This is a genomic window from Lysinibacillus sp. GW821-FHT14F06 (genome assembly GCF_058803665.1).
In genome coordinates this window covers 252,072-264,549 of the sequence record NZ_JBXAPF010000002.1, presented here as the reverse complement: position 1 = coordinate 264,549, position 12,478 = coordinate 252,072, and the positions used below count along the sequence as shown (strand labels likewise).

Genomic DNA, 12,478 nt, shown 5'->3' with positions numbered 1-12,478 from the left:
TAAACAGAACGTCACCTCCTAATTATGAATAAGTAAAAGCAAAGATTGCATGAGTGCAATGCTTTCGGGTGAAACATTTTTTTTAATTTTTTCAATATGTTTAGTATCTTGTTTGTTCATTTGCGCAAGAAGAGAAGTGACATCGTGCTCTAAATCTTGCATTTTTAAACGAAGTATTTGTACATCAATTTCTTCATATAGTGTGATGTTTAACTCATGCTGGATCTCTACAAGGGATAAACCCTCCTGTTTGCGCTGCTCAATAAAATGAAGTCTTTCAATCATAGCAGGGGCATAATAGCGATAGTTTGTGGCAGAGCGTTCAGCTTCTAATAAACCAATGTTTGTATAATAATCGATTGTTCTTTTTGTAATGCCTGTTTTTTCTGCCAGCTCACCAATTCTTAATTTCTCTGTCCCAATGCAAACACCTCCAAACCATCACGTGATACTTTAATTATAACGTGATGGTTTTATACATTCAAATTATAGAATTCAATATTTCAAAATTGTAAGATTTCTTTTAACAGATATTTTAATACATAGAAAATTTCAAGATAGAGAGAAGAAAAAATCAGCGGGAGGTGTGTGCCCACTGATCGAAGTTATTACGTTATTTTTTTAAATGTGTATCGTAAAGGTAAGCTAATGCCTCTTCACCAGTCATTTCTAAAATTGTTTCATTGTTAAAAACTAATGACACCTCTGTAAGCGAGCCATCAATTTGGTCATCATTTATCACACATGTAACGTTTACCACGCCTGTTTCTGCTAGCTGTTTTTTCATAGTATCATCCCACGATTGTTTGGAAAATAGTGGTGCCTGCCATGTCCCTCTCACATGAAGCTCTTTTTTGTCAGGGTCATAATCCCAGCGTATGTCACGTAAAATAGATTTAAATAGGTCATTAACCGTAAAAGTTGTGTCCTTATAGTTAATGGTAATGGCACGTATAGCATGTACATCACGACCAACAGCACTAGCTGCAGAATCAGCTGCTGAATTAATGCCTGAAGCTGCATCTTTAATTTCAGACAGTCGTTCCCCGCAGCCGGCTAGTAGTGAACATAAACATGCTACACATGCTAACTTTGTTATCCATCTCACAAGTAGTCCCCCCAGTTTTGCAAGTTGTTACTACTATATTATCGAAAAGAAAAATACGAAGAAAGGGCATGAAGGCGGCAGATTGTGACGGTTTTGCAACGATACGACCTCCACTTGAATGTTCAAGAAATTGGAATTTTTAGTATCTGAAAATTTAGTAAACTCACAAAAGAAAGGGAGCGATTTGGGATGAAGATTAATGATGATTTACTGGAACGATTAGGAACATATTTTGTCTATCACGCTGTCTATGAAAATTATGGGATTACATTTGAAAATTTTGTAGAGCGTTGGTTACGTGGAATACTTGAAATATAGTGAGCTGCCCCCTTTTAACAGGGATATTTATCTTCATTCAGCAGTAGACTCCCACCTCTACAGGTGGTGAGATGAATGCAGTTTTGGTTCCTTTTCAGTGCCAAACACCTACTGAAATAGCGGAACTCAGGCTAAGAACTTCACTTCCTATGAAAACGCCTGAGTGACCAACAACATGCTACTGACGCTACGTTAGCACTACGCTTTCGCGAAAAAAACATCATGTTGCTGCCGCTTCGTTAGAACTACGCTTTCGCACAAAAAACATCGTGTTGCTGCCGCTTCGTTAGCACTACGCTTTCGCACAAAAACATCTGTTGGCCTAAAGCCTCTAGCGGATGTCACGGATTTTCAAAGGAATGAATAAAAGGATGTTAGCCTAAAACCTTCGCATCCTGCGAAAACGGCTAACTGACCTGCATCGGTAAAAACGCCACCCTGAGGCATTACCGAAATGACCGACATCGTGTCGGCCCTCGTGCAGGCCTGGGCACAATTCAAAATCCGGACGTATTGTTTATCTGTAGCGAAAGCAAAGCGGCAGCTACAATTACGCCAAGGCGAAATTGATTTATAAAAAAGACATATATCCCTCTACTTTCAACACTTTTCACTGTATAGCTCATGCTATAATTAACTTAAATAGTTAATTATCTATTACTTTGTATCTAAAGGGGGGCTTATACATATGAATTTATTGGGGAGAATGCTCATAACTGTTATAGGAACAGTGTTTATTGTATTTGCTGTTATAACAGTGGTGAATATTTATCAAACGAAAAACTTAACGATTGAGACAGCACAAAAAATGGCACAGGCAGAAGCATCTGACAATGCCAACCAGCTTCAAATTCAGCTTGATTATGCAATGGATACTGCGCGTACGCTCGCAGCCAGTTTAACAACAATGGTGGAGGAACAAAAGGCTGACCGTGCTTTAACAGATGCAATGTTCCAGCGTATTTTAGCGGATAATGAGCAGTTTATGGGCGTTTGGGCTGTATGGGAACCTAATGCCTTCGATGGGCAAGATGAAAAATATGTGAATACGGAGAGGCATGATGCAACAGGACGCTATCTTCCATTCTGGACGCGCGATGGCAGTAGTATCGTTCATTCTCCTATTATGGATTACGATACATCTGATTTCTATGTACTCCCTAAACAACAAGGGCAGGAAATGATTTTAGAACCGTTCGTTTACCCTGTCGTTGGCAAGGATGTTCTATTAACGTCCATCATTGTACCCGTTACAATTAACAATGAGTTTAAAGGCATTGTTGCTGTGGATATGAGCTTAGAAACATTAGCTCAATTAAGCCAAAAAGTAAAATTATTTGATAGTGGATTTGGTTCGATTATCTCGAATAATGGCATGTTTGTGACACATCCAAACAGTGACTATGTGACAATGCCATTAGCTGAGCATGAACATTATACATATATCAAGGATATAGAGGCAGCCATTCAGCAAGGAAAGGCTTCAGTTGTCAAAGATTTTTCAAGCTATTTACAAGAGGAAAGCTATATTGTCACTGCTCCAATCCGCATTGGAAAAACAGAGACACCTTGGTCATTACTTGTTACAGTGCCAACCGAAGAGGTACTAGCACAAACAACAAAGCTAACCTGGACAATGATTATAATAGGTGTTGCCGGTATGATCTATCTTTTTATCGTATTAACATGGCTGATTCGTCGAATTGTCAAGCCTATTGTGTTGACAGTTGGACAGGTACAAGCAATTGCAGATGGGAATTTAGCCCTGGAGCCATTAGCAGAGAATAGCAAGGACGAGCTTGGTCAATTAGCACGAGCTGTCAATATTATGACAAATAACACACGAACATTGATTCAAGAAGCAACGCAAATCTCAAATCAGGCTAGCACATATAGCGATCGACTCATGTCCTCTACAAATAATATGAGTATGAGTATTGACCAAGTGTTAACAACAACAGGCGAGTTGGCAGCCGGAGCCTCCTTACAAGCAGAGCAAGCAGCAGTCACGTTGGGAGTGACACAAGAGGTTGGGCAGAAAATACAAGCGATTCAAGTTGCGATTAAGGAAATGACACATCGTTCTCAGCAGACAACACAGGCATCCAAGCAAGGTCTATTGCATGCTGAACAATCTATTCAAGGCATGGAGGCGATGTCGGAACAAGTCACACTAACAGCTGCGGTTGTGCAGCAGCTAAGTGACCAATCGACTGAAATTAATCGTATTTTACAAGTAATTGATGCCATTGCGGGTCAAACAGATTTACTGGCACTTAATGCAGCAATTGAGGCGGCACGTGCAGGGGAGCATGGAAAAGGGTTCTCTGTCGTAGCAGAGGAAGTACGCAAACTTGCTGAGGAATCCGCCAAATCGACGAGTCAAATTGCAGCTATTATTGATACAGTTGTAAGAGAGGCTGTGAAAGCAAGTGAAGCCATGCAGCATGTCGTGACTGCCGTTCAAACCAACACACAGTATATTGATGCTAATAAACAGGCACTCGATGACATCTTACAACATATTGTCGATACAGTAGCGCAAATCGACGATGTGACAACGGCCTCCCATTTAATTCAAAAGGAAACAGTGGAGGTGGTACGAGCAGTAGAAAATATGACAGCCGTTAGTGAGCAATCCTCAGCAGGAACAGAGGAGCTATTAGCGACAATGGAGCAGCAAAATACCGCTGTTCATGAGCTACAAAGTATGGCAGAAAGCTTAACAGCCATGACAAACTCCCTACAACAAACATTAGCGAAATTCCATTATTAATAGAAAACAGTAGCCGCATGTCATCTAATGTACAATGGGATGACATGCGGCTTTATTAAAAGATATATTTCTAAATATTTTTTCTGAATATTCTGCTATTTCAACGTGTAAATGGTATAATTAATTAATTAATTAAGTTGCTATAGGCAAGGAGCTGGTTCATATGAAATTATTACATAAAATTTTACTGACTACATTGTCAACGATGATGATTGTTTTCATCATTATTTTAAGTGTCAATATTGTAAAAACCAATACATTAGCGGTGAACGATGCACAACAGCTCGCTCAATCACGTGCGTCTGAAAGCGCATATAAAATGCAGATTGAACTGAATTATGCGATGGATACAGCGAGAACATTAGCCTCCAATCTCCAAACAATGGTAGCAAATCATAAGGGAGATCGGGATTTAGCAAATGACATGCTCCAACAATTACTTGAGCAAAATAACACATTTCTTGGAGTTTGGACGATTTGGGAGCCAAATGCATTTGATGAACAAGATGCTCGCTTCGCCAATCAGGAGGGGCATGATGCAACAGGTCGCTTCCTGCCATATTGGGCACGAAGCGGCAATGGTGTGACTGTAGCTCCTCTTGAAGGCTATGAGGAAAGTGACTATTATCTATTGCCTAAAACGCTGAAGCAAGAGGTTATTTTAGAGCCGCTTACTTACCCTATTGATGGGCAAGAGGTACAGATGACTTCAACAGCTATTCCTATTCAAATAGATGGACAGGTCGTTGGCATTGTCGGAATCGATATAAGTTTAGAAACATTGATTGCCATTAATCGTGAAATCAAATTATATGATACAGGCTATAGTGCGATTGTGTCACATAAAGGGATGCTTGTCTCCTATCCATCCTCTGATTATGTCAATAAGCCATTAGCTGAAATGGAAAAGTATAAAAAGACAGATCAAATTTTAACTGCTATTGAACAGGGTAAGCCATATTTAATAGAGGATTATTCCTCTTATTTAAAAAAAGCCTCCTTTATCGCTGTGTCTCCTATCCAAATTGGTCAAACAGCGACACCTTGGGCATTGCAGGTAACGATTCCATCCGATGAGGTAATGGCAGAAGCAAATGAGGCAATGTGGCTATCTATACTATTATCTATTATTGGTATTATTGTGTTAGTTGTAGCGATTATTTGGATTGCTCGACGTATCGTAAAGCCTGTGATTCAGACAGTAGAGCAGGTCAAAACCATAGCTGCTGGAAATTTAGCGGTGGAGCCGTTGCAGGTAAATTCAAAGGATGAAATTGGTGAGCTTGCACATGCCATGAATCATATGACAGATAATATGCGTGAGCTAATACAAGCAGCTACTACTATCTCCAATCAGGTGAATATATATAGTGGTGATCTACAGTCTTCTACCAATGATATGAGCATCAGTATCGACCAAGTGTTAACGACAACAAGTGAGCTTGCGACAGGTGCTACCTTACAAGCCGAGCAAGCGACGACAACATTAATGGTTACGCAAGAGGTTGAACAGAAATTACAGGCGATTCAAGTGGCAATCGAGGAGATGCTACAGCGTTCTCAGCAAACAACTGCATCTTCTAAGGAAGGATTGGTTCATGCAGAACAATCTATTCAAGGGATGGAGGCAATGGCAGAAAAAGTGTCACTGACAGCTTCTGTTGTGCAACAGCTCAGTGACCAATCGACAGAAATTAATCGTATTTTGCAGGTCATTAATGCTATTGCAGGTCAAACAGATTTACTGGCACTCAATGCAGCGATAGAAGCGGCGCGTGCAGGTGAGCATGGCAAGGGCTTTTCTATTGTGGCAGAGGAAGTACGCAAGCTCGCAGAAGAATCCGCCAAATCAACAAGCCAAATTGCCACGATTATTGATATGGTTGTTAGGGAAGCGGCTAAGGCAAGTGACGCGATGCAAAGTGTTGTACTAGCTGTGCAAACCAACACACAGTATATTGATGCCAATAAACAGGCACTGGATGCAATTTTACAGCATATTGTGGATACCGTCGCCCAAATTGATAATGTGACAGTCGCTTCCAGTGTGATTCAAAAGGAGACGCTGGAGGTTGTGCGTGCAGTAGAAAATATGACAGCTGTGAGCCAGCAATCCTCTGCAGGAACGGAGGAGCTACTGGCAACGATGGAACAACAAAATTTAGCAGTTCATGACATCAACAGCAAGGCACAGCAATTGGCTGCTATGGCTGACTCTCTGCATATAGCATTAGCTAAATTTCAATATTAAAAAATAGTAAGAGCTGTTGGCAAGGCCAAGTTTTCATTTGACCTTACCAACAGCTCTCTTGTTTATTTAAAAAATTGTGTAATAAATTGATTAGCTTCTTGCCAATTATAGACCCGTACAACACTGTCAGGCACAGCAAGACGGTTATAAGGTGTGTCAAATAACACGACGGGTATTTTTAACTCTTCCGCTAGCATAACAGCATTATCGTGCTTATCCTCAAAGAACGCTTCTACAGCATGTTTTTTTGCTGCTGCTAGTTTATCATGGCTACCTAGAAGCTCGATATGATCGTACGGAATTGCTTGTGTTTTAAACCAATTAACAGTAATATCTACTAGATTTTCACTGCGGGCAGAAATATAGTAGAGCTCAAAATTGTTTTGCCAAGCACTTAAAGTATTTTTAGCATCTTTCGCCACCTCAGATACTTCATACATATAAGGTTCGTTTTCCTTAAACCATGTATTAAATACGCCTCGATCAACAGGGTGCGGAAATGCTGATAAAAAATCATATTCACAGACATCATCAAGCGTAATATTTACATTGTATTGTTTATTAATATGTGGAATGAGTGTACTAGGACATGTCACTGTTCCGTCAATATCAATACCAAAGCGAGGTTTTCTCATGCTAGCACCTCCCTAGGCGTTTGCTTTTGCTGCTTCTTCAGCTGCTCGCTTTTCTTCCATTTCAGCTGCTAATTTATCAATTTCCTTTTTCAGCTCTTCTACCATCGTTTCTTCAGGTACTTTTCGAACAGTTTTGCCCTTCATAAATAGTAAACCTTCACCACGTGCCCCTGCAATACCGATGTCAGCTTCACGTGCTTCACCAGGACCGTTTACTGCACAGCCAAGCACCGCTACTTTTAGTGGTACATTTAATTTTGAAATATACTCTTCTACTTCATTGGCAATGGAAATTAAATCAATTTCGATTCGGCCACATGTTGGGCAGGAAATTAGCGTTGCCATATTAGAAGCCAAGCCAAAAGATTTTAATAGCTCACGTGCGACTTTTACCTCTTCTACAGGATCAGCAGATAATGAAATACGAAGCGTGTTACCGATTCCTTTTGAAAGTATAGCACCTAAACCTGCTGCGGATTTTACAGTTCCTGCAAATAGTGTGCCTGATTCTGTAATCCCTAAGTGAAGTGGGTAATTAAAGGCCTTCGACGCTTTTTCATAGGCCTCAATTGCAAGATTTACATCTGATGCCTTCATGGATACGATAATATCGTGGAAATCCAAGTCTTCCAATATTTTAATATGATGCAGAGCCGATTCAACCATCCCATCTGCAGTAGGATAACCGTATTTTTCTAAAATATGACGCTCTAAAGAACCGGCGTTAACACCGATACGAATCGGAATGCCTTTTGCTTTTGCTGCATTGACAACCGCCTCTACTTTTTCCTTACGACCAATATTCCCAGGGTTGATACGTACTTTATCAATACCATTTTCAATTGCTTTTAATGCTAATCTATAATCAAAGTGAATATCAGCTACTAGAGGAATATGGATACGCTTTTTTATTTCTGCAATGGCATCCGCTGCACGCTCGTCTGGTACTGCGACACGAACAATTTGACAGCCTGCTTCCTCTAGACGAAGTATCTCTGCTACTGTTGCTTCAACATCATGTGTTTTTGTTGTACACATACTTTGAATGAATAATTCATTACTACCACCAATTGTTAAGTTACCGACACGTACAGGACGTGTATTTGAACGGTGACAAATTTCACTCATTAACTTTCTCTCCTTTTCGGGCCATACTTTCAGCCGTCACTGTCATTTATTTTAGCAGTGTAAGAAAATAAGGACAAGGAAGAAACGTTAACATTTCATTTTCCACATTTGTTTTCAAATTCAAATGACAATGGAAGCTTTATATTTTCACCAGGAATAAGTGCCTGTAATTGTAAATGAGGGTTTAATTGATAAAATAACTCCAAGCGTTCAGGAAAGGTCATGGGTACTTTTGCAGGATGTAGTGCAAAGAGGCTGTGAATTGTATCTCCTTGAATAGTTTGTACAGTAATATAATTAGGTTCCCGCTGTTTTTCACAAAGAGCGTTATCTGAATTTTTTAAGGAAAATGCAGAAAATTGTAAGGAGCCCTCAGTTAAATCTACTTTCACAACAAAAGCAATAATAATGATAATGGCTGTTAACACGAATGCACGCAAAAAATCCCCTCCTTTTCTACACTATATTTAGAAGAGGGGGGAATCATGCACATTATTTTGCAATTGGTTGTTTTGGATATTTTGTAAAGGCAACAATTAATAGAGTGACTGTTAAAAGTAAGGAAAAAACAGAGATAATGGTGCTGTTAATCGGTAAATAATCTGATAGCATGCTGATAAGAGTAGCCCAGGTCATGGCAAATGTTGTTGTTCGCCAAATATGGCGGTATTCTCCGCGGCGCTTCATCACCTTTAAGATAAATAGACCCGCCAAGGCATAGAGTGCGATTTGCCCAAAGATAAGCATGGTTGTAAAAACGAAAAGCATGATGAATGTTACAGGGTACAATAGCCATTTAATGCCCTCTATATATTCAGTTAACCCGTTTATACTTGTCATATCAAATGTGTCTACGGACATACCAGCTGTAAAGCGACCAAAAGAGAAAACAGTCACGATTGTTATGAGCAGAAAGGTATATTGAATGACTTTTCCAATAGGTAATAAACGGTAGGCAGCTAGTTTTTTAGGATGAATTAAGCTGTCAATAAATAGTTGTGAGTGTTTCATAGCATATCTCCTCCAATCGCTATTCTATCATGTTCAACTTTGACAAGATACGAGATAAATAGTAATAGCTGAGAATAGAATGATAAAATGTTAACATTGTGTAAAGAAGTTAAAGGTTTTCTTTACTTTTTCTACACTATCATTTAAAGATTAGGAATAGAGTAGTAGAGATGTAAGAATTGGAGCGAATACAATTGACGATAGATTGGCAAAACATACTGTTTCAATTTTTAGGCGGGTTAGGGGTTTTCTTATTTTCCATTAAATTTATGGGAGATGGGCTTCAAAAATCAGCAGATGATCGACTGCGGGAATGGTTGAATCGATTTACAACAAATCCATTAATGGGTGTACTTGTAGGAATAATTGTGACGATTTGTATTCAATCAAGCTCTGCAACAACGGTCATTACGGTTGGACTTGTCAGTGCGGGCTTTTTAACATTGCGTCAAGCAATCGGTGTTATTATGGGTGCCAATATTGGCACAACAATCACGGCATTTATTATTGGCATTAATATTGGTTTTTATTTTTATCCATTGTTGGCGATAGGTGCTAGTTTATTATTCTTCTTTAAGAAAGCAACCTACCAGCATATTGGACAAATCGTATTTGGCTTTGGGGGATTATTTTTAGGCTTGGAGTTAATGAGTGCCAGTATGCAGTCTATTCATCAATTGGCTGATTTTGCATCATTAACACTGCACTTAAGAGATCAGCCCGTTATTGGCATCTTTTTAGGAACAGTGTTTACATTGCTTGTGCAAAGCTCAACAGCCACTGTCGGTGTGCTGCAGGGCTTATATGCTGAGCATCTTATTGGTTTAGACAGTGCATTGCCTATTTTATTTGGAGAAAATATTGGTACAACGATTACAGCTGTTTTAGCATCGCTTGGGGCTTCTATTTATGCGAAGCGTGCAGCTGCGGCACATGTGCTTTTTAATGTTATCGGAACTGTTATTTTCATGATTTTTTTTACACCCTTTATACAGTTTGTTCAATGGATTAGTGAGCTTTTCCATTTAGAGCCAAGGATGCAGATTGCCATTGCACATGGCTCCTTTAATGTATTTAATATGATTATTCAGGTACCATTTATTGGTGGATTGGCAGCGGTTGTGACAAAGCTATTGCCTGGACGTGATGGAAATATTGATGTCACAACGAAGCATTTAGATCCATCCTTTATTGACTCCTCTCCAGCAATTGCACTTGGGCAAGCGAAAGAGGAAGTGTTGCGAATGGGTGAGCATGCACTACGTGGTCTTGAAGAAACATTCTTATATATGAAAACAGGTGAGGCTGTCCATATTCCGACCGTTTTACAGCTAGAGGCAGGACTGAATCATTTAGATAAGGAGATCACTAATTATTTAGTCATGGTGTCTAAGCAGCCACTTTCTCGTGCAGACTCTGTAAGACACCACACATTGCTGACAAATGTACGCGATATTGAACGCATTGGCGATCATTTTGAAAATATTTTAGAGCTTTTACAATATAAGGATCATCATGAGGTAAGCCTAAGTAAGTCTGCACGCCAAGATTTAATCGGGATGTTTAGCTTGGCAATTGAGGCGGTACGCAAGAGCATTGAGGCACTGGATACTGCAAGTTTAAGCTTGGCCCAGGAAGTAACAGAGCTGGAAAGTCTGATTGATGATATGGAGGATAAGCTGAGACAAAAGCATATTGCACGCTTAAATGCAAATGAGTGCAGTGGAGCGGCAGGGATTGTTTATACAGATATTGTTAGCAACTTAGAGCGTATCGGAGATCATGCTGTAAATATAGCTGACTCTATTTTAGGAATTCGACATTAAGAAATTGAAACTTTTAGCTTTGCAAGTACGTATGAAAGGCAATGCACAGCAGAAGGAGCGAATATAGATGGAAATTGTTGGCTGGATAGTAGTGATTGCCTTCTTTATCATTTCATTTATTGGTTTGGTGTACCCCATCATTCCAGGAGTTATTTTTTTACTTGGTGGCTTTATAGTATATGGGTTATTTTTCTCGTTTACTGATTTAAGTTGGTTGTTCTGGACAATCGAAATATTATTTGTTGTGCTGTTATTTGGTGCAGATACTGTAGCAAACGCCTTTGGAATTAAAAAATTCGGTGGTACAAATGCTGGTATGTGGGGCAGTACCATTGGTTTATTAATTGGACCGTTCGTTATCCCTGTTGCGGGAATACTAGTAGGACCATTTTTAGGAGCAGTAATTGCTGAGTTACTTGTGGAACGTCGACCATTTGGTGAATCCGTTAAAAGTGGTGTTGGTTCACTTGTAGGCTTTTTAACTTCGACGGTAGCAAAGGCGGTTATCCAAATTGTCATGATTATTGTGTTCTTTATCGCTATCTAATTTTTCATACATGTTTAGTTATATGAGAATAAGGGTAGGATAGTAAACGTATTGGTTTTTCAGTCAAAAGGCTGAAATCTTTAATTTGAAGTATTTTTCGTTGAATGGTTTGACCAATTTTGATAATCTATGAATGTACTAATTATTTCTTTATTTTAGGGAGGAACATAACAATGGCTTATGAATTACCACAATTAACTTACGCTTATGACGCATTAGAACCACATATCGATGCAAAAACAATGGAGATTCACCATTCTAAACACCACAATACGTATGTAACAAATTTAAACGCTGCTGTTGAAGGCACTGAATTTGCAGAGAAAGATATTAACGATCTAATCGCAAACCTTGATGCGCTTCCAGCTGACAAACAAACTGCTGTACGTAACAATGGTGGTGGACATGCTAACCATACATTATTCTGGGAACTAATCGCTCCAGGCGGTTCAAACACACCAGTTGGTGAAGTTGCAAAAGCAATTGACGCTAAATTCGGTTCTTTCGATGCATTCAAAGAAGAATTTGCTAAAGCTGCTACAACTCGCTTCGGTTCAGGCTGGGCTTGGTTAATTGTTGATGGTGACTCAGTTGCTGTTACATCAACTCCAAACCAAGACTCTCCGGTTATGGAAGGTAAAACACCGATCCTAGGCTTAGACGTTTGGGAGCATGCTTACTACCTTAACTACCAAAACCGTCGTCCAGATTACATCGGTGCATTCTGGAACGTAGTAAACTGGGATGTAGTAGAAGCTAAATTCCAAGCAGCAAAATAATGATTGAGTAATAAAAGGCTATGTCAACGGTGATTCACCACCCTGATATAGCCTTTTTTGATGGTTTGATGGATAGAGAGGCAAAAATGACGAATTGAA

12 protein-coding genes are annotated in these 12,478 nt (G+C 39.4%); 6 read left to right on the top strand and 6 right to left on the bottom strand.

Going from position 1 to position 12,478, the window contains the following annotated elements:
- Positions 1-18: 18 nt before the first annotated feature.
- Both AC1RNS_RS03550 and AC1RNS_RS03545 read right to left on the bottom strand, forming a co-directional pair.
- The gene (locus AC1RNS_RS03550; RefSeq protein ID WP_492990858.1) at positions 19-360 is read right to left on the bottom strand and encodes a MerR family transcriptional regulator; all 342 of its coding nucleotides are present in this window, start codon (positions 358-360) and stop codon (positions 19-21) included.
- A 253-nt stretch (positions 361-613) separates the two neighbouring features.
- A complete protein-coding gene (locus AC1RNS_RS03545; RefSeq protein WP_492990805.1) occupies positions 614-1,108 on the bottom strand; it encodes a hypothetical protein in 495 nt (164 codons plus the stop codon).
- A 189-nt stretch (positions 1,109-1,297) separates the two neighbouring features.
- Between AC1RNS_RS03545 and AC1RNS_RS03540 the strand changes: the two genes are divergently transcribed.
- The 3 genes from AC1RNS_RS03540 (at position 1,298) to AC1RNS_RS03530 (ending at position 6,453) form a co-directional block, all read left to right on the top strand.
- Positions 1,298-1,426: a hypothetical protein gene (locus AC1RNS_RS03540; RefSeq protein ID WP_492990803.1), complete on the top strand. Its 129-nt coding sequence runs from the start codon at positions 1,298-1,300 to the stop codon at positions 1,424-1,426.
- A 688-nt stretch (positions 1,427-2,114) separates the two neighbouring features.
- The gene (locus AC1RNS_RS03535) at positions 2,115-4,202 is read left to right on the top strand and encodes a methyl-accepting chemotaxis protein (protein ID WP_492990801.1); all 2,088 of its coding nucleotides are present in this window, start codon (positions 2,115-2,117) and stop codon (positions 4,200-4,202) included.
- Between the two features lie 163 nt (positions 4,203-4,365).
- On the top strand, positions 4,366-6,453 hold the full coding sequence (locus AC1RNS_RS03530; RefSeq protein WP_492990799.1) for a methyl-accepting chemotaxis protein: 2,088 nt from the start codon (positions 4,366-4,368) through the stop codon (positions 6,451-6,453).
- Positions 6,454-6,515: 62 nt separating this feature from the next.
- On the opposite strand, the gene AC1RNS_RS03525 is transcribed toward AC1RNS_RS03530, so the two are convergent.
- The 4 genes from AC1RNS_RS03525 to AC1RNS_RS03510 all read right to left on the bottom strand — a co-directional run bounded on the left by AC1RNS_RS03525 (position 6,516) and on the right by AC1RNS_RS03510 (position 9,227).
- Positions 6,516-7,088 carry a 5' nucleotidase, NT5C type gene (locus AC1RNS_RS03525; RefSeq protein WP_492990797.1) on the bottom strand — a complete coding sequence of 191 codons (573 nt, stop codon included), beginning with the start codon at positions 7,086-7,088 and terminating at the stop codon, positions 6,516-6,518.
- A gap of 12 nt (positions 7,089-7,100) precedes the next feature.
- Positions 7,101-8,216: a flavodoxin-dependent (E)-4-hydroxy-3-methylbut-2-enyl-diphosphate synthase gene (gene ispG / locus AC1RNS_RS03520; protein WP_427544747.1), complete on the bottom strand. Its 1,116-nt coding sequence runs from the start codon at positions 8,214-8,216 to the stop codon at positions 7,101-7,103.
- Between the two features lie 95 nt (positions 8,217-8,311).
- Positions 8,312-8,656 carry a hypothetical protein gene (locus AC1RNS_RS03515; protein WP_429982421.1) on the bottom strand — a complete coding sequence of 115 codons (345 nt, stop codon included), beginning with the start codon at positions 8,654-8,656 and terminating at the stop codon, positions 8,312-8,314.
- A 52-nt stretch (positions 8,657-8,708) separates the two neighbouring features.
- Complete coding sequence (locus tag AC1RNS_RS03510; protein WP_492990794.1) at positions 8,709-9,227, bottom strand: DUF1189 family protein; 519 nt, start codon at positions 9,225-9,227, stop codon at positions 8,709-8,711.
- A 194-nt stretch (positions 9,228-9,421) separates the two neighbouring features.
- Here AC1RNS_RS03510 and AC1RNS_RS03505 point away from each other — a divergent pair, with 194 nt between their 5' ends.
- The 3 genes from AC1RNS_RS03505 (at position 9,422) to AC1RNS_RS03495 (ending at position 12,379) form a co-directional block, all read left to right on the top strand.
- A complete protein-coding gene (locus AC1RNS_RS03505) occupies positions 9,422-11,053 on the top strand; it encodes a Na/Pi cotransporter family protein (RefSeq protein WP_492990792.1) in 1,632 nt (543 codons plus the stop codon).
- A 67-nt stretch (positions 11,054-11,120) separates the two neighbouring features.
- Positions 11,121-11,600, top strand: a complete 480-nt coding sequence (locus AC1RNS_RS03500) for a DUF456 domain-containing protein (protein WP_492990790.1) — start codon at positions 11,121-11,123, stop codon at positions 11,598-11,600.
- Positions 11,601-11,773: 173 nt separating this feature from the next.
- Entirely contained in the window at positions 11,774-12,379 is a 606-nt protein-coding gene (locus tag AC1RNS_RS03495; protein ID WP_492990789.1) for a superoxide dismutase, read from the top strand.
- Positions 12,380-12,478 lie beyond the last annotated feature (99 nt).